The organism is Frankia umida (assembly GCF_023242945.1).
Lineage (GTDB): Bacteria > Actinomycetota > Actinomycetes > Frankiales > Frankiaceae > Frankia > Frankia umida.
Genome location: NZ_JALKFT010000008.1, coordinates 24774 through 44937 on the forward strand (window position 1 = coordinate 24774; position 20164 = coordinate 44937).

Below are 20164 nucleotides of genomic sequence, written 5' to 3' on the forward strand. Positions count from 1 at the left end.
ATGGCGCCGCGGCATGAGGACCCGTTCGAGGGGCTTCGCCTGAACGAGCGTTTCGTGCGGGGGGCCCGCTTCCTCGAGCCGTCCGCGGACGAACGCGGCCGGTCCTCGGAACCGGCCAGCGGCTCCACTCGCTGCCAGGTGGTGCCCGCCCCCCGCGGGCTGCCCGGCGTCTTCCATCGGATGGTGTCCCCACCCGCGCCACCCGGCCGTTCCCGGCGGATCGCCCGGATGGTCACCTTCCTGGCCATCGTCGTCGGGATGATCACCATCACCGTGGTCGCGCTGCGCCAGACCGCGACCCGCGGCGGCACCGGGGTGACCGCCGCCCGAGCCGGGGCCGCCACGGCCGTGGGCAGCACCCCCACGCTGCGCTCCGCCGTCACCAGCGGGCTCAGCGAACCGCCTGCCGGCTTCACAGTGAGCGCGGCGCTGATCTCGTCGTTGCACCGCGGCGACTGCCTGGCCTGGACGCCCCTGCCCGCGGGCGACATCGACGTGCTGCGCCCGGTCGTCCCGGTCCGGGTCGGCTGCGACCAGCCGCACATCGACCAGGTCACCCGGCTGGTCGACCTGGCCGGGCCGGACGAGAACTTCCCCGGCGCCTCGACGTTGGCGCAGCGCGCCCGGCAGCGATGTGCCGGCGCCCTGCGGGACAGCACCGGCGCCATCGACTCCGCGCCGCATCTCGCCGTCGGCGCCCTCTACCCGTCGGAGCCGAGCTACGCCGCGGGCGTGCGCCGCGGCGTCTGTACGGTGCGGCCCGACGACCTGCGTACGCGCAACGAGCCGATTCGCGTCATCGGGTCGATCGTCACCTGAGCGCCCTGGGCTCCGCGGGCGCCGCGTCCGCCCGAGCCCGCGCGGTAGCGTGGATGCCCGGCGGGTGGCGAGTGTTTCCGGGCGGACGGTCGATCCGACGTCGGGTAGTCTGTAACAGCGATGTGTGCGCTCCTTCTCCTTAGCCGCCGCGGCGGGGCCTGATCCAGCTGGCTTCCTCGTCGCGGTGTTCTCGTGCGCCGGCGACGGTATGACCTCGTTCGAGGAAGCAGAAGCAGGAGCGCGATGACCACGCAACCGCAGGTCTCCCCCATCCGTTCGGCAGTGCCGGCCGGGCGGCGTCCCGGCGCGATGCCGGTGGAGAAGTACCGGCCGTTCACCCCCGTCACCCTGCCGGACCGCACCTGGCCGCAGCAGACCATCACCCGCGCCCCGCAGTGGTGCAGTGTCGACCTGCGTGACGGCAACCAGGCGCTGATCGACCCGATGACGCCCGCCCGCAAGATGCAGATGTTCGAGCTGCTGGTCGCGATGGGCTACAAGGAGATCGAGGTCGGTTTCCCGGCGGCCAGCCAGACCGACTTCGACTTCATCCGCGAGCTCATCGAGTCCGACCGGATTCCCGACGACGTCGTCATCCAGGTGCTGACCCAGGCCCGCGAGGAACTGATCGAGCGCACCGCGCAGTCCCTGGTCGGTGCCGACAACGCGCTGATCCACCTGTACAACTCGACGTCCACGCTGCAGCGTCGGGTCGTGTTCGGGCTGGAGCGGGCCGGTATCACCGAGATCGCCGTGCAGGGTGCCCGCTGGTGCGCGCAGTACGCCGACAAGCTGCTGGGTGACACCCATGTCCGCTGGCAGTACAGCCCCGAGTCGTTCACCGGCACCGAACTCGACTACGCCGTCGAGGTGTGCGAGGCGGTGATGGACGTCTGGGAGCCGACGGCCGAACGTCCGGTGGTGCTGAACCTGCCGGCGACGGTGGAGATGTCGACCCCGAACGTCTACGCCGACCAGATCGAGTGGATGGGTCGCAACCTGACCCGGCGCGAGGCGGTCATCCTGTCCCTGCATCCGCACAACGACCGCGGCTGCGCGGTGGCGGCGGCCGAGCTCGGCGTCCTGGCCGGCGCCGACCGGGTCGAGGGCTGCCTGTTCGGCAACGGTGAGCGCACCGGCAACGTCTGCCTGGTCACCCTCGGCCTGAACCTGTTCTCCCAGGGCATCGACCCGATGATCGATTTCTCCGACATCGACGGTGTGCGCCGCGCGGTGGAGTACTGCAACCAGCTGCCCGTGCACCCGCGCCATCCCTATGGCGGCGACCTCGTCTACACCGCCTTCTCCGGTTCCCACCAGGACGCCATCAAGAAGGGCTTCGAGGCGATGGCGCGCACCGGGCAGACCCTGTGGGAGGTGCCCTACCTGCCGATCGATCCGAAGGACGTGGGCCGCACCTACGAGGCCGTCATCCGGGTGAACAGCCAGTCGGGCAAGGGTGGGGTCGCCTACCTGCTCAAGGCCGAACACTCCCTGGATCTGCCGCGCAAGCTGCAGATCGAGTTCTCCGGGGTGGTCCAGCGGCACACCGACACCGAAGGCGGCGAGGTCACCGCCGAGCAGCTGTGGCGGATCTTCTCGGACGAGTACTTCCTGGCCGGCGGGGCCGACCGCGGCCCGCTGGAACTGCTGGGCTCGCGGACGACCGCCGCCTCGGGGGAGCGGGACGAGGTCTCGGTCTCCGTCCGGGTCGACGGGGCGGACACGATCATCACCGGCGTGGGCAACGGGCCGATCGACGCGTTCGTCGCGGCGCTGGCCACCCGCGGTCTGCCGGTGCGCATCCTCGACTACAACGAGCACGCGCTGGGCTCCGGCGCCGACGCGCGGGCGGCGGCCTACCTGGAGGTCGACGTTGACGGCACCATCTACTGGGGCGTCGGGATCGACCCGAACATCGTCACGGCGTCGCTGCGGGCCGTGGTCAGCGCGGTGAACCGGGCCGCCCGTGCCACCGGCACCGCCCCGGGTCAGCTGCCCGGGTCAGCCGTGGCCACCCAGCGCTCCGCCGAGACCAGCGGCGCCCCGGTCGCCTGACCGACACGCCCCGGCAGCGCGCCCCCGGCTGCTCCCCGCTCGCCCGTCCGCTGGTCCGCCGATCAGCGGCCCGGCGGGCGGGCCAGGCGGGCCGCGGGTGAACATCGGACGCCGCGGTCAGTCTGGCCGTTCGGTGCGTGCGACGGTGCCGGTGATATCGCCGCGTACCTCGTCCAACAGGGCATCGGGAACATCGGTCATGCCATGGTCGACGCGGGCGTGGGTGTCGACCGAACGCAGCAGGTCGGCCTCGTTGGCGGCGGTGATCCGGGTCTCGCAACCGTGAATGATCGCCCCGCAGTAGAATTCCTTCATTGCCGGCCGGCGCAGGGTGATCTCCGTGGGCCGGGAATGGCCGACGAGCGCCGGGCTCGGCGCCATCAGGGCCTGCGCGGTCCAATACCGGTTTCGCCTCATGTCGACAGCTCCGCAAGGCGCAGCATCAGGCTCTCCATCCTGACCAGGCCGAGTGGTCGGCCCATCTCGGTCACGATTATCACCGGGTCGAACCGGTTGGCCCGGGAGCGGGTCATCGCCCGCCGCGCCACTTCGGTCACCGGTTCCTCGGGGCGGGCGAACAGCGTGGTCGGCATCCGGCGCAGTTCACCTCCGCCCGCACTGACGTGCAGGGCGACCGGCCGGCACCGGTTGGAGACGATGATCGTCGCGCGTGGGTTCTGCTCGTCGCCCCGACCGTGCGCGGTGTCCGGCGGGCCGGCCGGGGCGCGCATCGGGCAGCTCGGGCAGTCGGTGGACATCGCGCAGTGCCCCGAATCGCCGATGCTCACCGTTGCCCGTTCCATCAGGCTCTCGATGCTCGCGGCCCGGTTGGTGCGTTCGGACAGCTGCCGCAGCCGACGGGCCACCCCGACGTCGAGCTGCTGCCAGTCCGGCCTCGGCCGGCCCAGCAGGAATCCCTGCCCCAGCGGGACGCCCAACGCCACCAGCATGGCCAGCTCGTCGGCGCGTTCGACCCCCTCGGCGATCACCCAGCCGTTGAGCCGACTCGCGAAACCACCGACCAGTTCGGTCAGCGCGATCTTGACCTGGTCGTCGTCGATGTTCACGACCAGGGAGCGGTCCAGTTTGACGAAGTCCGGCCGGACCCGGGCGATCTGGCGCAGCCCGGCGTAGCCGGAACCGACGTCGTCCATGGCGATGAACGCGCCGCGGTCGCGCAGTTCGCTGGTGATGGCGGCGAGCTCCGCGGTGTCGTCGAGATCCACCGTCTCGTTCAGTTCGAGCACGATCCGGCGCAGGTCGGCGTCCTGCCAGACCTGGGCGACCGGCGGCTCGCCCAGCAGGTGCGGCAGCACGTTGACCGCGAGGAAACAGCGCTCGGGCATCCGGTCGCGGGCGGCCAGCGCCGCGGCCAGGACCCGGGCCTCCAGCTCGGCGGCCACACCGTGATGGACCGCGGCGGCGAAGATCCGGTCGGGGGAGACCCCGGGATGGCTTTCGAAACGAGCCAGGGCCTCGTAGCCGGCGATCACCCCACGCTGTAGATCCACCACCGGCTGGAAGTGCAGCGTCGGCTCGGTGGGATCGCGCAGAACACGGTCGAGATCCGGCGGTTCCGCCTCGTGGCCGGCCGCGGCCGACCCGGCCACGGCGACCTGACCGGCCGACGGAGGGCTGGCACTCGGCGCCCCGGTGCGTGCGGCCGACACCGCGGCGGTCGCGGTCGACCCCGTGGTGATGGACGCAGTGGTCGCCGTCGTGGTGGTCGCCGTCGTGGTGGTCGCCGTGATGCTGGGCGTCGGTGGGCGTGCTCGGCTGGCCGAAACGGCGCCGAGATCGGCCTCGCCCTCGGCACGGCTGCCCCCGGCGGCTCCGGATGGAGACCGCGGTCGGGTAATCATGCGCCGTGCACCCCCTCGCTTCAAGCACGTCGCACTGTCCTGGTAAGGGAATTTTTTACCATCTGATCCGCGCGGATGGCGTGAGTACCGTCCGGAGTTGTGGGTCCCGCGCTCTTTTGGGTAACCGGCGAGAAATGCCATGATTAACGACAGTCGCATTTCGGGTGTCCGGCCCGTGGGGTGGCGCATGGCGGATGGTTCGCGGATCTGGGTTCCCTGATCTACGGCCAGGTCGGAGTGTCGCCAAAAAATCTTCGGCGGCGATGTCGGGCGATGGCCGGATGGATGGCGGCGAACATCCGTCAATTCGTCAACAACGGTGTTGTTCATGGTCGTTGTGTTGCCGGATTTTGATTACTCCCCGCAATCTCGCGGTTGGATTCGGTGGTTGTCCGGCGGGTCTCGGAGGCGGATGCGCGGCGGCGGGGCCACGGCAGCGCCGTGACCGGGCGAAAGCGCAGCACACGGGCCGGGTCGGGCCGCCCCGGGTCGTCGCGGACGGCTACAGTCGGCCTTATGAGGCTTGCGGTGATCGGCGGTGACGGGATCGGCCCCGAGGTGGTGGCCGAAGGGCTACGGGTGCTGCGTGCCGTGCATCCCAAGGTGGAGACGACCGAGTACGACCTCGGCGCGCGCCGCTGGCACGCCACCGGCGAGACCCTGCCCGACTCGGTCCTCGCGGAACTGCGTGGGCACGACGCCATCCTGCTCGGCGCGGTCGGCGATCCCGGGGTGCCCAGCGGCGTCCTCGAGCGGGGCCTGCTGCTGCGGCTGCGCTTCGAGCTCGACCACCACGTCAACCTGCGGCCGGTGCGGCTCTACCCCGGGGTCCGCTCGCCGCTGGCCGGCGATCCCAGCATCGACATGATCGTGGTTCGGGAGGGCACCGAGGGGCCGTACGCGGGTGCCGGCGGCGTGCTGCGCCGCGGTACGCCGCACGAGGTCGCCACCGAGGAAAGCCTGAACACCCGGTTCGGCGTCGAGCGGGTGGTGCGCGACGCGTTCCGTCGGGCGGCCCGGCGGGAACGCCGCCAGCTCACCCTCGTGCACAAGAACAACGTGCTCACCAAGGCCGGTGACCTGTGGTCGCGCACCGTCGCCGAGGTCGCCGTCGAATTCCCCGAGGTGCAGGTCGGCTACCAGCACGTGGACGCGGCGTCGATGTTCTTCGTGACCGACCCGGGCCGCTTCGACGTGGTGGTCACCGACAACATGTTCGGGGACATCATCACCGACATCGGCGCGGCCATCACCGGTGGGATCGGGCTCGCGGCCAGCGGTAACCTCGACCCCTCGGGGGTTCATCCCAGTATGTTCGAGCCGGTACACGGCAGCGCGCCCGACATCGCCGGCCGCCAGCTCGCCGACCCCACGGCGACCGTCGCCTCGGTCGCCATGCTGCTCGACCATCTCGGGCACGCGGACGAGGCCGCCCGGGTGGAGGCGGCCGTGGCGGCGTCGCTGGCCTCCCGGGCGGGTTCCGACGCGGTGACGATGTCCACCCGTGAACGCGGCGAGGATCTGGCGACCCGCGCCGCTGGCTGATCCGATCGGGGGGCCGGGCGGGTCGTCGCGTCTCGCCCCGCGTCACCGGCTGGTTATTCTCGTCCGGGGCCGTGGATCCTGCCCCGTTCCTCCCGCCGACCGGTCCGTCTCGAGTCGTCGCATACTGGCCTGGAGTCCGCTGTGCCCATCACCCCCACCTCCAAGATCTGGATGAGCGGCGAGTTCGTCGACTGGGACGATGCCCGCATCCACGTGCTCAACCCGACACTGCACTACGGGTGGGGCGTCTTCGAGGGCATTCGCTGCTACGCGACGGCCGACGGGCCCGCGGTCTTCCGGCTGAGCGACCACATCGCCCGGCTCTACCGCAGTGCGAAGATCTACGTGATGGAGCCGCGGTTCACCGAGGAGGAGGTGGTGGCGGCGACGAAGGAGACCATCGCCGTCAACGACATCACCTCCTGCTACATCCGGCCGCTGGTCTACCTCGGCTACGGCGAGATGGGGCTCAACCCGCTGCCGTCCCCCGTCGAGGTGATGATCGCGGTCTGGCCGTGGGGTGCCTACCTCGGGGAGGAGGCGGAGGCCAACGGCGTGCGGGCGATGATCTCCTCCTGGAAGCGCAACGACCCGAACATCACCCCGCCGGCGGCCAAGGCGTCCGGGCAGTACCTGAACTCGTCGCTGGCGAAGGTCGCGGCGGTCAAGGCCGGGTACGACGAGGCCATCCTGACCAGCCCGAACGGCCACATCGCCGATGGCACCGGGGAGAACGTCTTCCTCGTCTCCGGCCGCAAGGTGATCACTCCGCTGCTCACCGACGGCCCGCTCGGCGGTATCACCCGGGCCTCGATCATGCAGATCGCCGCCGATCAGGGCTACGAGGTGGTCGAGCAGCACGTCGTGCGCACCGATCTCTACCTCGCCGACGAGGTGTTCTTCACCGGGACGGCGGCCGAGATCGTGCCGGTCGTGTCCGTCGACGACCGCCAGATCGGCAGCGGCAAGCCCGGGCCCGTCACGCGGGAGCTGCTGGAGATCTTCCACCAGGCCACCCGGGGCGAGCTGGAGCGCTACCGCTCCTGGAACGAGCTCGTCCAGAGCTGAGCCCGCCACCCGCCGACTCCATCCCTCGGGGTGGCGAATGTCACGCCGAGGGCACGCCGATTCCCGCTTCGGTCTGGTAAAAGCGCCGGACCAGGCTTACCGTCGCCTGTGAAGCGTTCACGAACGCACAAGCGTCGGGGGGCGGACGTCGGGAGGCGACGTGCAGGTCTCGGAGGGGATGAGCTCCCTTGTACTCATGATCGGTCCTGGGCACACCCTGCGCCAGGCGGCCCGGCTGATGGCCGCCCGGCGGGTCGGGGCGGCGGTGGTGCACGACGCGGACAGTCAGGGCTACGGCATCCTGACCGAGCGGGACGTGCTGCGGTCGGTGGCGGCCGGGCAGGACGCCGACGTCGAGCTCGCGGGCGACCACCTCACCCGCGATGTCGTCTTCGCGGATCCGGGCTGGTCGCTCGACGAGGCGGCCGCCGCGATGCTGCGCGGGGAGTTTCGTCACCTCATCGTGACCTCCGGTGGCGAGGTCGCGGGCATCCTGAGCATGCGCGACGTGGTGCGTTGCTGGAGCAGCAGTCGCGTGACGGCCTGAGGTGTCAGGTGTGCCGCCACACGCCGCGCGCGGTCCGTCCGGCCCGTCCGGACGGGCTTTGTCGACGGCTGCGGCACACGAGGGGGACCGGCAACGCTACGGTCACCGCATGCACGACAACGAGGCGGTCGCCCTACTTCGCGCGACCACACTGCTGAAGGAGCTGGACGAGGAGGATCTGCTGCGCCTGGCCGCCCGCGCGGTCACGCGGCGATTCCGACGGGGGCAGGTGGTCTTCAGCGAGGGGGAGCCCGCCGACACCCTGCTCGTGGTCGCCAGCGGCAGACTGAAGGTGCTCACCAAGGCCGATGACGGTCGCGATCACGTTCTGAACATCGCTGGGCCGCAGGAGACCCTGGGCGAGCTCAACCTCGTCGAGGCGGGCACCCGCTCGGCCAGCGTCGAGGCGCTCGAGCCCAGCACCGCGCTGGTACTCGACCGGGCGGCGGTGTGGGAGCTGGTCCACGAACGTCCCGCGGTCGCCGAGCAGCTGATCCGAGCTCTGGTCGCCCATGTGCGGCGGCTGACCGGCGCCAACGCCGACCTGGTGTTCCTCGACCTGCCGCGCCGGGTGGCGAAGCTGCTGTTGTTGCGGATGCGCGAGGCGGGCCGCCCGGTGATCGAGCTCGGCCTCACCCAGACCGAGATCGCCTCACTGCTCGGCGGCTCCCGGCAGTCGGTCAACCAGGCGCTGCGGGAGTTCGAACGGCGGGCCTGGATTCTGTCCGAAGGCCAGACCATCACGATCATGCAGGTCGACCGGCTGCGTCGCTTCGCCGGCGACTGAGCGCGCCGCACACGGCGTGAGGCGCCCGGCGGTGGGGCGGAGCCATGGCGCACATCACACTGTTCACATGTCAGGCCTGTTACACGTAGTCTGGTCCTCCGGCGGCGAACCCGTCTCCGTCGCGCGTTCCGGTCGCTGACCCATGGGGCCGGGCGCGTGGCGGCCCAGGTTGCGCGCCTGCCGGCCGCTTTCGCCGGAGTGTGGTCCACGTGCGGCTGGGGGAGCGTGCAGCGGCCGCGTCGGTCTGGTCCCGCGGCCCCATCCGATCCACCGGAGAGGCGCCCGGCGTGCGGCCATACGATCCCGATTCCCTGCACATCTACGACACGACCCTGCGGGACGGCACCCAGCAGGAGGGCCTGTCCCTGTCCGTCGGAGACAAACTGACGGTCGCGCGCCATCTGGACGACCTCGGCGTCGGTTTCATCGAGGGTGGCTGGCCGGGGTCGAACCCGAAGGACGCGGAGTTCTTCGACCGGGCCCGTTCGGAACTGTCGCTGCACACCGCCCAGCTGGCCGCGTTCGGCGCCACCCGGCGGGCCGGCCGGGTGGCCGCCGACGATCCGCAGGTCGCCGCGCTGCGTGAGGCCGGCACGTCCGTCGTGTGCCTGGTGGCCAAGTCCGACCTGCGCCACGTCGAGCGGGCGCTGCGCACCGACGCCGCCGAGAACCTGGCGATGATCCGGGACACCGTCGCGCATCTGCACGCCGAGGGCAAGCGGGTCTTCCTCGACGCCGAGCACTTCTTCGACGGCTACCTGGCCCACCCGGACTACGCCCTCGCGGTCGTGCGGACCGCGGCCGAGGCCGGCGCCGAGGTGGTCGTGCTGTGCGACACCAACGGCGGCATGCTGCCCGGGCGCATCGGCACCGTCGTCAGCGACGTGCTGGCGGCCACCGGCGCGCGCCTGGGCATCCACTGCCACGACGACGCCGACTGCGCGGTGGCGAACTCGCTGATCGCCGTCGAGGCCGGCGTCACCCATGTGCAGGGCACCGCCAACGGCTACGGCGAGCGCTGCGGCAACGCGAACCTGTTCAGCATCATCGCGGGTCTGGAGACCAAACTCGGCCAGGCCGTGCTGCCCCCCGGGCGTCTTGGTGAACTCGTCCGGGTCGCCCACGCCATCGACGAGGTGACCAACTCCGTCCCCGACCCGCACCGCCCCTACGTCGGGACGAGTGCCTTCGCGCACAAGGCCGGTCTGCACGCCAGCGCCGTCAAGATCGACCCGGACATGTACCAGCACATCGACCCGGCCGTGGTCGGCAACGACATGCGGATGCTGGTCTCCGAACTCGCCGGCCGGGCCACGCTGGAGCTCAAGGGCCGCGAGATCGGGCTGGACCTCTCCGACGAGCGCGACGCCCTCGGACGCATTCTGGAGATCATCAAGAGTCGCGAGGCCGCCGGGTTCGCCTACGAGGGTGCCGAGGCGTCCTTCGAGCTGCTCCTGCGCGACGAGGTCAGCGGCCGCCAGCGCTTCTACACCCTGGAGTCCTGGCGGGTCATCGTCGAGCAGCGCCCCGGCGGCGAGGTGGTCAGCGAAGCGACGGTGAAACTCACCTCGCACGGCTCCCGTCACGTCGCCACCGCCGAGGGCAACGGCCCCGTCAACGCGCTCGACCGGGCTCTGCGCCTGGCGCTGGAGAAGTCCTACCCGGGCCTTGCCGACCTGGAGCTCGTCGACTACAAGGTGCGCATCCTGGACGGTCGCCAGGGCACCGGGGCGGTCACCCGGGTCCTGGTCGGCACCGGTGACGGTCGCTCCCGCTGGGACACCATCGGCGTCGACGAGAACATCATCGCCGCGTCCTGGTCGGCCCTGGAGGACGCGGTCACCTTCGGCCTGCGCCGTCAGGGCGAGCGCCCGGATCCCGCCGCCCACTGACCCGCCGCCCGCCGCCCGCCGCCCCGAGGGGCGCCGCTCCGGCGGGCACTGACCTCAGGGGCGCCGGCCGGCGGCCGGGTCCGAGATGACCCGCCCGCCGGGAACGTGCTCAGTCCTCGATCTCCTCCCACCACTGGCACCACCAGTCCCCGCCCACCAGCACGCGCAGCTTGGGGTGCCAGCAGTAGGTGATGTCCTTGTCGGTGTCCAGGTAGTACAGGCAGTTGTCGCACCGCTCGGTGCCGTTCGGCTTGCCGCGCAGGATCGCGTCCTCGGCCAGGTGGCCGAGCTTGACGCTGAGCTCCTCGTCGATCGGCTTCGGCTCGGGCGCTCCCACGTCGTACACCGGTGTCGTGTCGAGCTCGCTCACGGTTGTCCTTTCTCGTCTCGCCGCCACGTCGGTGCTCCCGTGTCCGGGAGCGCTCCGGTCATCCTGCCCGATTGTCGGTCAGCTTCCCCGTTCTGGCGAACCTGATCACCTCGGGTCAGACGGGTCGCCGCGATCGGCCGATGGACGGATACGGTCGGGGGCGTGCGTATCGCGAGGTTCACCGATGGTTCCGAGCCCGGCTTCGGGGTGGTCGAGGGTTCGGTCGAGGACGGTACGGCCGTCGTCGCGGCCATCGCGCCCCATCCGTTCGGTCCGTTCTCCCTCACCGGCGCGCGTTTCGCGCTGGACGACGTCCGGCTGCTCGCCCCGGTGCTGCCCAGCAAGGTGCTGTGCATCGGCAAGAACTACGCCGACCACGTCCGTGAGATGGGTGGGGACGCCGCCCCGGCCCGCCCCATCCTGTTCCTGAAGCCGTCGACCAGCGTGGCCGGGCCGGGCGATCCGATCGTGCTGCCGCCCGACAGCGAACGGGTGGACTTCGAGGGCGAGCTCGCCGTCGTGATCGGCCGCCTGTGCCGGGACGTGCCCCCCGAGCGGGCCGCGGAGGTCATCCTCGGCTACACCTGCGCGAACGATGTCACCGCCCGCGACCAGCAGGCGGCTGACGGTCAGTGGACCCGGGCGAAGGGCCACGACACGTTCTGCCCGCTCGGCCCCTGGATCGAGACCGACCTCGATCCGTCCGACCTGGCGTTGCGCACCACCGTCGACGGCGAGGCCAGGCAGAGCTCCCGCACGAAGCTGCTGCTGCGCGGCGTCCCGGAGCTGGTGGCCTACATGTCGGCGGCGATGACCCTGCTACCCGGGGACGTGCTGCTGACCGGCACCCCGGCCGGCGTCGGGCCGTTGCGGCCCGGGCAGCGGGTCGCGGTGACTCTGGAGGGCATCGGCACCCTGACCAACCCGGTGACCGCACGCTGATCCACCCGGGCCGGCGGGGCGAACGCCGGGCCCTTTTCCGGACAAGGAGCCCAGCCCCGGCGACCTCGCGCCGGGCACCCGGGGTGGGATCGCCACGCCGACGCGATGTCGGACCTCCCCGTCCGGTCAGCGCGCCGGATGGGGTACAGTAGGCAACGCCGAACGGCCCGCTGGGTAGCCCAGGGGGTTGGCGAGGCCCCTGGGGTATGGGGTAATTGGCAGCCCAACGGATTCTGGCTCCGTTAGTCTAGGTTCGAGTCCTGGTACCCCAGCTGCATGATCGGCGGCCACCAGAGCCGATTCGCCGGACCTGTCCGGCATCATGTACAGTAAGTCGCACAGTTCAATATGGTTCCACTCGATGCTCTTCGCGGTGTCGGTGTGGAGGTCTTGGCCCCGTCGTCTAGTGGCCCAGGACGCCGCCCTCTCAAGGCGGTAGCGCCGGTTCGAATCCGGTCGGGGCTACAGTAGTTGTGCATCTTCTTTCTTCCCTCAGAAGGCCAGAGGTATGCACGTGTCCCATGCGTCACAATGGCTCACGGAGTTTCCTCCGTGGGCCATTGTCGTCTGTGGGCCCGGCGCGCCGCCCCTAGCGGACGACGGCCAGCCGGGGCATCGCCGCCGGGTGACGGGCCATCGCGCAGTCACGGCAGCCGCAGGAGCTCGGGCCACCCCGGCCGTGCACCTCGGGGGCCGGGCCGTCGGTCACGGCGAGCGGCTCGATGGTCGAGACCAGCCGCAGCCGGGGCCGTGCGGTCAGCGCCAGGGCGGACTGGGCCTCATCGGCACGGTCGGCGGCCGGCGAACCCGAGCGGGCCGCACGCGCAACACCGAAGGCGATCGCGGTCGAGGCAGTCAGGGCCACTGGGGGCACGGTGTCCTCCTCCATGGGTGGCCGTCCTGGGACCACCTCGCGGACCACAGCCTGGTCGGACTACCAACCCTTGCGCCATCCTCCGATGAGCCCGGTCGAAGGTGGTGCGGAAGGCCTAGTCAAACCTGGGCACTGTCGCCATGCGACACCACCCTTGACAACCATGGTGCTCTCGGGTTCGAACGGTAGAAAATTGCCCGGATGTCCACCGTCAGCCCTCCGACCCCCGAACGGGCCCGCCGTCGTCATGGCAGCGCCCGGGCTCGCCCCGGCGCGCGCCGGGGCGAGCGGGCCACCGCCGCGCAGCAGGCAGCGGTGACGGGCGCCGCACGATCCATGCCGCCGATAGACGATGACGACGAGCGTGACGCGTCGAGTCCGATGCGCCGTCTCGCCGCCGTCCTCCCCCAGGGGCGCGGCCTGCCGCTGGAGGACTGGACCGCCCGGCACACCCTGATGTGCCTGATGCTGGCCCTGCACCTGCCCATCATCGTCGGCTACGCCGCCGTCGAGGGTCGCAGCGCCGGGCACGGCCTGCTGGCGGCGACCCCCTCGGGTCTGCTGTTCGCGGCGGCGGTGGTGCCGGGGCGGCGCCGGGTGCGGGCGCTCGCGGCGAGCCTGGGCCTGCTGTGCTGCTCCGTCGTGCTGGTGCACATCGCCGACGGTCTGACGCCCATGTACTTCCACTTCTTCGTCGTGGTCGCCCTGATCGCGCTCTACGAGGAGTGGACGGTCTACCTGCTGGCGATCGCGTTCGTGTTCGTGGCGAACCTGACGATGGGCAACATCGTCACGGATGGTTCGCAGATGCTGGACAACGCGTGGTTGCTCGCCGGTCTGCACGCCGGGTTCATCTTCGCGCTGGCCTGCGCGCAGATGGTCTTCTGGCACTACAACGAGCAGTCCCGGCGCCGGGTCGAGCACTACCGTCAGCAGCTGCACGAGGGGCAGCAGTCCCTCATGGCTCGGCTGGAGGAGACCGACCGCATCCGCAGCGATCTTGTCGCCACGGTCTCGCACGAGTTCCGCACGCCGCTGACGGGTATCCGGGGAAACCTGCTCACCATCCGCCGCCGCCGCGACCGGCTCACCGACGCCCAGCTCGACGACCTGCTCGACACCGCGGTGCGCCATTCCGACCGGCTTTCCCGGCTCCTGGAGAACATGCTGACGGCCGCCACGGCCACCGGCACCGACGAGACGACGATCGCCGACCTGCCCGAGGTCGTCCGGCACGTCCTCGCCGGCCTGCCCTACACCAGCTCCCCCAGCAGTGTCACGGTCGACCTGCCGGACAAGCTGTCCGTCCGGATGGCCCGCCAGGCCCTCATCCAGGTCGTCGCGAACCTGGTGGACAACGCGCTGGTGCACTCCTGGCCGGGTGCGCCGGTGCGGCTCATCGCCGGCCGGGTGGGCGACGAGGTCGTCCTGCGGGTGCGCAACCCCGGCCCCGACCTGGATCCCGACACGATCCGCCAGCTCTTCGAGCCCTTCACCCAGCGCGATGGCACGGCGACCCGCTCCACGGACGGCGCCGGGATGGGCCTGTACGTCGTGCGCAGACTGGTCGAGGTGCACGGCGGCCGGCTGCGCATGTCGTCGGACAGCGGTGAGATCATCGTCGAGGTGAATCTCTGGGCCGCCACCGCGACCGCCATCCCCACCGTGGACGAACCCGAGTCCGAGCTCCCGGTCCCCATGCCCCTGCCACGCAGCCTGCGGGTGGACGACAGCCGACCGTCCCGATCGCTGGGCCGCAGCCGCCCCGAGCTGCGCTCCCTGCCCTCCTCCTCGGACGTCAGCTCCCTCCCGATCGACCGCTTCGGCTGACCTCCCGGGCCGCCTCCGCCGCCGGGCCGCCGCCGCACGCCCGAAGGCCGCCGCTCGTCCTGCTGTCCGCCCCGGCCCGGTGTCCGCCGCAGGTCCGGCACCGACCCCGCCGGCCCCCAGGAGCCGCGCCACAGGACGTGCCATCGTCGAGGGCGGGCATCCGCGGGCGGCGGGCGATGCAAGCGGGCAGCGCAGCGGGCCGTGGGGTGTCGGGGACGCCACGCACGACAACGCCCGGCAGGGCTGCCGGTGAGGGCAGTCCGACCGGGCGTTGGACGGGTGTCCGGGAAGGGCCCCGGCCTACTTGGCGGTCGCGGGCGCCGCCTTGGCGGGCGGCGCCTTGGCCGGGGGCGGGGTGGTCGCGGGGGCGGCGCAGGTGAGGGTGAGGGTCACCGTGGTGGAGCCGCTCGGGCGTCGTCCGGTGGGCGTGTAGCCAGTGACCTGGCTGGTGTAGCCGGACGGGCAGGCACCGTTGATCCAGTAGAAGCCGGCGGCGTTCAGGGTGCTCTTCGCCTTGGCCTCGGTCATGCCGGTGACGTTCGGGACGACCGTGCAGTCGTTGCCCTGGACCTGCAACGCGATGCGGGTGGTCTTCGCGACCTTCGTGCCCTTGGGGTTCTGGCGCACGACCGCGTCCACGGCCCCGTTGTCGTAGCAGTCGAACTTCTTGTCCACGTTCTGGAAGCCCGCGGCACCGAGGGTGTTGACCGCGGCGTTGACCGACGAGCCCTCGGTGTTGGGCACCGTGGCCGTCCCGTCATCGGTCGGGGACGGTGCCGGGCTGCTTCCCGCGGTCGGTCCGGTCGTGGGTGCGGCCGAGGTGGCGGGTGCGGCCGTGGCCGCGGGAGCGGCGCCGGCCGCGGTGGACACCGGGTGGGCACCGGGTCGACCGACGACCCCCGCCTGCGTCGCACCGGGGATCGCGACGATCCCGCCGCCGGGGCTCGTCGACTCGCCCGGCGTGGTGGTCGCGCTCGGGTTGAGCGAGACCTCGACGCCGGTGGCCGCGCTCAGCGAGCTGTTCGCGTCACCGTTGGACGCCAGCGCCCAGCCGCCGGCGCCGGCGACCAGGGCGACGACGAGGCCGGCTCCGGCGGCGATCCGGGTGCGTCGCCGACGGTCGGCGCGCCGTGCGCCGTGGCCACCCGGCCCACCGCTGGACGGGGTGGGCTGCTGAGCCACGGACATGACCGTGTTGGTGTCGGCCGCCGGGCCACCGGAGTGAGCCGGAACCCGGACGACGGGGGCGAACCCGGTCGGCGCGTCGGCGTCGCTCCAGCCGCCGGCCCGGCTCCCGGTCGGGCTGCCCCCACCGGCACCGCGACCGGCACCCAGGCCGCGACCAGCACCAGCGCCCGCACCGGTGGCTCCGGCGATCCGGGTCATCTCCACGTCGGAGTCCCAGCCTCGGCCGGTTCGTCCCACGGTGGTCGCGGGCAGGCTGCCGGCGATCTGGGTGTGCTCCAGGTCGCTCCAGTTCCCCCGGGTGTCACCGCCGCTCATCGCCGCGGTTCCCATCACGCCGGCACCCAGCGCGGCGGTGCGCGGCGCGGTGGCACCCTGGGCGGCGGCTCCGGTGGAGCGGGCGCCCAGGACCCGGGTGCTGGTGGGGCGGGCACCGGTGGGGCGGGCGACGGAGGTGTAGCGCCCGGGGGGCGCCGCGGCGGGGCCGATCGGCATGCCTGCCGGCGCTGCCGCGGCGGCACCACGCAGGCTGGCGGCGAGGGCCTCGTCGAGCTCGTCGGCCGCCTCGGCGGCGCTGATCGGCCGGGCCCGCGGCGATTTGGCGAGCATGCGGGACAGGACATCCCACAGGGGTGCCGGGACGCCGTGGATCGGCTGTGGTTCGTCCTCGCGATGCGCGCGCAACAGCTCGACCGGGTTCGGCGAGTCGTACGGCGGCGAGCCGGCGAGGATCTCGTAGAGCACGACGCCGGCCGCGTAGACGTCGACGGCGGCGGTCGGCGGGGCCCCCGCGGCCAGCTCCGGCGCCATGTACAGGGGAGTGCCGACCGGGCCGGTGGCCTGCTGGGTGTGGCGACCGATCATCCGGGCGATCCCGAAGTCGGTGAGTCGCACCACCGGACGATCCGGGTCGGCGGAGTCGATGAGGATGTTCTCGGGCTTGACGTCGCGGTGCACGATGCCGGCCGCGTGCACCCGGTCGAGGGCGTCCAGCGTGCCGATCGCGATGCCGACCGCCTCCCGGGCGGGGCGTGGCCCGTACTGCCGCAGATGGGCCCGTAGGTCAGGACCGTCGACGAGGTCCATCACGAGGGCCAGCGTGTCCGGCTCCCTGACCAGGTCGCGCACGGCGACCAGACCGGGGTCGTCCAGTTTGGCGAGCAGGTCCCACTCCCGCAGGAACCGTTCGACGATCACCGGGTCATCGGCGAGTTCGGGCCGTAGCACCTTGATGGCGACCGGCGTGCCGTCGGAGACCCGCTCGCCCTGCCATACCTGGCCCGTCGTGCCCTGCCCCAGTACCTCGTGCAGCACGTACCGCGAACCGAGTCTGCGCACCGCGCCCTGCCCCTCCCTGGCGCCGCCCGTGGCGGTTATGCCTTTCGACGGCGCCGCCGTGGGCGCTTCTCGCCCATCCGTGCGGAACCCGGAGATCCCCGAGACCGGATGCCGCTGGCGCCTCGGGTGGTCCATTTCGATGGTGCGGTGGACCACCACGTGCTTACCAGTTGCAATGGCCCGCTTGGACCATCCGATCTGCCACTCCGATCATCCGAGACGGACGACTCGAACAGGCTACGACGGTGGGCCTCGTCAACCCGCGGCGGGGCGGTGCCGCGGTCGGTTGACCGCCCGGTTGGTGTAGCCCCGGCCTGCATTTGTTGTGGGGCCCGAATGGGTGATTCCCATTGTCGCTCTGGGGCGCGAGCACGCGGATCACCAGCGGAATCGGGGTAACCGCGGACGTGATCGAACGCCCGGATGGTGGATCACACCCGTCTCCGCGCAACCATCCACCGATTTCCGGTGTCCGGCAGTTGACTGTTGCGGTGTCCGGCAGTTGACAGTGCGGAACGCGTGATTGCGCGGATTGCTCAGTCGGATGCCACCGCGGTCGACAGCCGCCGGGCGGCTTCGATCACCGCCGCGCCATGACGACGTCCCGGTGAACGGGTCAGTCGCTCCAGCGGCCCGGACAGCGACACCGCGGCGATGACGGTGCCCGCCTCGTCGCGGACCGGTGCCGACACCGAGGCGAGTCCGGTCTCCCGTTCACCCACGCTCTGCGCCCACCCCCGCTCCCGCACCTGGGCGAGGACCGCCGCGTCGAAGGGGGCGGCGCCGATCAGGTCGGGCTCCGGCTCGTCGGCGAACGCCAGCAGGACCTGCGCGCCGGATCCCGCCGTCATCGGCAGGGCGGCGCCGACCGGCACCGTGTCGCGCAGCCCGCTGGCCCGCTCGGAGGCCGCCACACACAGCCGCAGTGCGCCGCGGCGCACGTAGAGCTGGGTGCTCTCGCCGGTGGCGTGGCGCAGCTCGGTGAGGATCGCGTCGGCCTGGTCGACCAGCTCCCACGGCAACGGGGCCGCGATACCGGCGGCCGCCGCCAGCCGCGGACCGGCCACGAACCGCCCGGCCGGGTCGCGCCCGACCAGCCGGTGCACCTCGAGGGCGCTGGCCAGTCGATGGGCCGTCGCCCGGGTGAGCCCGGTGCGCGCGACCAGATCGGTGAGCGAGACGGGGCCGTGCTCGACGGCGGCCAGGACCAGGGCCGCCTTGTCAAGGACGCCGACTCCGCTAAGCTGTTTCATAAGCTGATACTGCCATCCTGAATCCTGGGACGACAACATCCTGGGACGACAACATCCCGAGCGGACCATCTCGGGACGACGTCACCCCACGGCGCTCACCGGCCGACGACGCCAGCCCCGCCGGCACCCGGCACCCGGCACCCGGACGTCCCGACATCCGGGCGGTTCGGCGTCGTGGCGTCCGGGGCCATGGCGCCCGACGTCATGGCGCCCGACGTTGTGACGTTCGACGTTGTGACGTTCGGGGCTGTGACGTTCGGGGCTGTGACGTTCGGGGCTGTGACGCCCGGGATGTCGGCACCCAGCATCGACGAGCGGCGCGAGAACGACGAGCGCCGGAAACCGGAAAGGAGCGGGTCGGTCATGGGCCGCACACTCGCGGAGAAGGTCTGGGACGCCCATGTGGTGCGCGAGGCCGAGGGCGAACCGGATCTGCTGTACATCGACCTGCACCTGGTGCACGAGGTCACCTCGCCGCAGGCCTTCGAGGCGCTGCGGCTGGCCGGACGGCCGGTCCGTCGGACCGACCTGACCCTGGCCACCGAGGACCACAACGTCCCGACGACGGACACGCTGCTGCCGATCGCGGACCCGGTGTCGGCCGCGCAGGTCGAGGCGCTGCGCAGGAACTGCGCCGAGGCCGGCGTGCGGCTGTTCCCGATGAACGACCCCGGCCAGGGGATCGTGCACGTCGTCGGACCGCAGCTGGGGCTGTCCCAGCCGGGGATGACGATCGTGTGCGGGGACAGCCACACCTCCACCCACGGCGCGTTCGGCGCGTTGGCCTTCGGCATCGGCACCAGCCAGGTCGAGCATGTGCTGGCCACCCAGACGCTGCCGCAGCGGCGACCGAGGACGATGGCCGTCACCGTCGAGGGTGACCTTCCCCCGGGCGTCACCGCCAAGGACCTGATCCTGGCGATCATCGCGCGGATCGGCACCGGTGGCGGTGCCGGGTACGTCATCGAGTACCGCGGTGCGGCGATCCGGGGCCTGTCGATGGAGGGCCGGATGACCGTCTGCAACATGTCGATCGAGGCCGGTGCGCGCGCCGGCATGATCGCGCCGGACGAGACCACCTTCGCCTACCTCGCCGGCCGCGAGCGGGTCGCCACCGGTACCGACTGGGATGACGCCGTCGCCTACTGGCGCACCCTGGGCTCCGACCCGGACGCCGCGTACGACCACGAGGTCGTGATCGACGCGACGACCCTCACGCCGTATGTCACCTGGGGGACCAACCCCGGCCAGGCCGCCCCGCTGGGCTCGCCGGTGCCGACCCCCGAGGACTACGCCGACCCGGCCGCCCGTGCCTCGGCGCAGCGGGCGCTGACCTACATGGGCCTCACGGCCGGCACCCCGCTGTCCGAGGTCGCCGTCGACACCGTGTTCATCGGGTCGTGCACCAACGGCCGGCTCAGTGATCTGCGGGCGGCCGCCGAGGTGCTGCGTGGCCGGCGGGTGGCCGACGGGGTCCGGGTGCTGATCGTGCCCGGCTCCATGTTGATCAAGGCCGAGGCCGAGGCCGAGGGCCTGGACGAGGTGTTCGAGGCGGCGGGCGCGCAGTGGCGCAGCGCCGGCTGCTCGATGTGTCTCGGGATGAACCCGGACACCCTGGCGCCGGGGGAGCGCAGCGCCTCGACGTCCAACCGCAACTTCGAGGGTCGCCAGGGCCAGGGCGGACGGACCCATCTGGTGTCCCCGGAGGTGGCCGCCGCCACCGCCGTCACCGGCCGGCTCACCGCCCCGGCCGACCTGTAGCGCCCGGACCGTCCCGCGCGCTCGACCCTGTCT

At 71.8% G+C, this 20164-nt stretch carries 16 protein-coding genes and 2 tRNA genes; 12 read left to right on the top strand and 6 right to left on the bottom strand.

Annotated features, from left to right (window positions below):
- Window positions 1-819 carry a septum formation family protein gene (locus MXD59_RS10110; protein WP_248824467.1) on the top strand — a complete coding sequence of 273 codons (819 nt, stop codon included), beginning with the start codon at window positions 1-3 and terminating at the stop codon, window positions 817-819.
- 243 nt (window positions 820-1062) lie between these two features.
- On the top strand, window positions 1063-2877 hold the full coding sequence (gene leuA, locus MXD59_RS10115) for a 2-isopropylmalate synthase (protein ID WP_372512021.1): 1815 nt from the start codon (window positions 1063-1065) through the stop codon (window positions 2875-2877).
- A 117-nt stretch (window positions 2878-2994) separates the two neighbouring features.
- On the opposite strand, the gene MXD59_RS10120 is transcribed toward leuA, so the two are convergent.
- Complete coding sequence (locus MXD59_RS10120) at window positions 2995-3294, bottom strand: DUF1059 domain-containing protein (protein ID WP_248824468.1); 300 nt, start codon at window positions 3292-3294, stop codon at window positions 2995-2997.
- Window positions 3291-4739, bottom strand: coding sequence for an EAL domain-containing protein (locus MXD59_RS10125; protein ID WP_248824469.1), 1449 nt, complete (start codon window positions 4737-4739; stop codon window positions 3291-3293). The genes MXD59_RS10120 and MXD59_RS10125 overlap by 4 nt, the downstream gene beginning before the upstream one ends.
- Window positions 4740-5255: 516 nt before the next feature.
- Here MXD59_RS10125 and MXD59_RS10130 point away from each other — a divergent pair.
- The 5 genes from MXD59_RS10130 to cimA all read left to right on the top strand — a co-directional run bounded on the left by MXD59_RS10130 (window position 5256) and on the right by cimA (window position 10578).
- Window positions 5256-6284 (top strand): 3-isopropylmalate dehydrogenase, encoded by a 1029-nt coding sequence (locus tag MXD59_RS10130; protein ID WP_248824470.1) that lies wholly within the window; start codon window positions 5256-5258, stop codon window positions 6282-6284.
- Window positions 6285-6425: 141 nt separating this feature from the next.
- On the top strand, window positions 6426-7352 hold the full coding sequence (locus MXD59_RS10135) for a branched-chain amino acid transaminase (RefSeq protein ID WP_248824471.1): 927 nt from the start codon (window positions 6426-6428) through the stop codon (window positions 7350-7352).
- Between the two features lie 160 nt (window positions 7353-7512).
- Window positions 7513-7899, top strand: a complete 387-nt coding sequence (locus tag MXD59_RS10140) for a CBS domain-containing protein (RefSeq protein ID WP_163549405.1) — start codon at window positions 7513-7515, stop codon at window positions 7897-7899.
- A gap of 109 nt (window positions 7900-8008) precedes the next feature.
- Window positions 8009-8686 (top strand): Crp/Fnr family transcriptional regulator, encoded by a 678-nt coding sequence (locus MXD59_RS10145; RefSeq protein ID WP_248813276.1) that lies wholly within the window; start codon window positions 8009-8011, stop codon window positions 8684-8686.
- Window positions 8687-8973: 287 nt separating this feature from the next.
- Complete coding sequence (gene cimA, locus MXD59_RS10150; protein WP_163549403.1) at window positions 8974-10578, top strand: citramalate synthase; 1605 nt, start codon at window positions 8974-8976, stop codon at window positions 10576-10578.
- A 109-nt stretch (window positions 10579-10687) separates the two neighbouring features.
- Here the strand turns inward: cimA and MXD59_RS10155 are convergent, their stop codons facing one another.
- The gene (locus MXD59_RS10155; RefSeq protein WP_163549402.1) at window positions 10688-10948 is read right to left on the bottom strand and encodes a hypothetical protein; all 261 of its coding nucleotides are present in this window, start codon (window positions 10946-10948) and stop codon (window positions 10688-10690) included.
- Window positions 10949-11110: 162 nt separating this feature from the next.
- Between MXD59_RS10155 and MXD59_RS10160 the strand changes: the two genes are divergently transcribed.
- From MXD59_RS10160 to MXD59_RS10170, 3 genes are all read left to right on the top strand, one after another.
- Window positions 11111-11890, top strand: coding sequence for a fumarylacetoacetate hydrolase family protein (locus MXD59_RS10160; protein ID WP_248824472.1), 780 nt, complete (start codon window positions 11111-11113; stop codon window positions 11888-11890).
- A 200-nt stretch (window positions 11891-12090) separates the two neighbouring features.
- Window positions 12091-12162, top strand: a tRNA-Gln gene (locus MXD59_RS10165).
- Between the two features lie 120 nt (window positions 12163-12282).
- Window positions 12283-12355 (top strand) — tRNA-Glu (locus tag MXD59_RS10170).
- A 124-nt stretch (window positions 12356-12479) separates the two neighbouring features.
- Here the strand turns inward: MXD59_RS10170 and MXD59_RS10175 are convergent.
- Window positions 12480-12764: a hypothetical protein gene (locus MXD59_RS10175; RefSeq protein WP_248824473.1), complete on the bottom strand. Its 285-nt coding sequence runs from the start codon at window positions 12762-12764 to the stop codon at window positions 12480-12482.
- A 201-nt stretch (window positions 12765-12965) separates the two neighbouring features.
- Between MXD59_RS10175 and MXD59_RS10180 the strand changes: the two genes are divergently transcribed.
- Window positions 12966-14594, top strand: coding sequence for a sensor histidine kinase (locus tag MXD59_RS10180; protein WP_248824474.1), 1629 nt, complete (start codon window positions 12966-12968; stop codon window positions 14592-14594).
- A gap of 300 nt (window positions 14595-14894) precedes the next feature.
- On the opposite strand, the gene MXD59_RS26370 is transcribed toward MXD59_RS10180, so the two are convergent.
- On the bottom strand, window positions 14895-17117 hold the full coding sequence (locus tag MXD59_RS26370; RefSeq protein WP_308301686.1) for a serine/threonine-protein kinase: 2223 nt from the start codon (window positions 17115-17117) through the stop codon (window positions 14895-14897).
- A 536-nt stretch (window positions 17118-17653) separates the two neighbouring features.
- Entirely contained in the window at window positions 17654-18370 is a 717-nt protein-coding gene (locus MXD59_RS10200; protein WP_163547087.1) for an IclR family transcriptional regulator, read from the bottom strand.
- 363 nt (window positions 18371-18733) lie between these two features.
- On the opposite strand from MXD59_RS10200, the gene leuC reads away from it, so the two are divergent.
- Window positions 18734-20131 carry a 3-isopropylmalate dehydratase large subunit gene (gene leuC, locus MXD59_RS10205; protein WP_283096680.1) on the top strand — a complete coding sequence of 466 codons (1398 nt, stop codon included), beginning with the start codon at window positions 18734-18736 and terminating at the stop codon, window positions 20129-20131.
- Window positions 20132-20164: the final 33 nt, after the last annotated feature.

Bases quoted from the DNA above. Each gene is read 5' to 3' on its own strand.
- MXD59_RS10180 (WP_248824474.1), top strand. From the start codon at position 12,966: ATGTCCACCGTCAGCCCTCCGACCCCCGAACGGGCCCGCCGTCGTCAT.
- MXD59_RS10125 (WP_248824469.1), bottom strand. From the start codon at position 4,739: ATGATTACCCGACCGCGGTCTCCATCCGGAGCCGCCGGGGGCAGCCGT.
- leuC (WP_283096680.1), top strand. From the start codon at position 18,734: ATGGGCCGCACACTCGCGGAGAAGGTCTGGGACGCCCATGTGGTGCGC.
- MXD59_RS10200 (WP_163547087.1), bottom strand. From the start codon at position 18,370: ATGAAACAGCTTAGCGGAGTCGGCGTCCTTGACAAGGCGGCCCTGGTC.
- leuA (WP_372512021.1), top strand. From the start codon at position 1,063: ATGACCACGCAACCGCAGGTCTCCCCCATCCGTTCGGCAGTGCCGGCC.
- MXD59_RS10145 (WP_248813276.1), top strand. From the start codon at position 8,009: ATGCACGACAACGAGGCGGTCGCCCTACTTCGCGCGACCACACTGCTG.
- MXD59_RS10130 (WP_248824470.1), top strand. From the start codon at position 5,256: ATGAGGCTTGCGGTGATCGGCGGTGACGGGATCGGCCCCGAGGTGGTG.
- MXD59_RS10110 (WP_248824467.1), top strand. From the start codon at position 1: ATGGCGCCGCGGCATGAGGACCCGTTCGAGGGGCTTCGCCTGAACGAG.
- MXD59_RS10120 (WP_248824468.1), bottom strand. From the start codon at position 3,294: ATGAGGCGAAACCGGTATTGGACCGCGCAGGCCCTGATGGCGCCGAGC.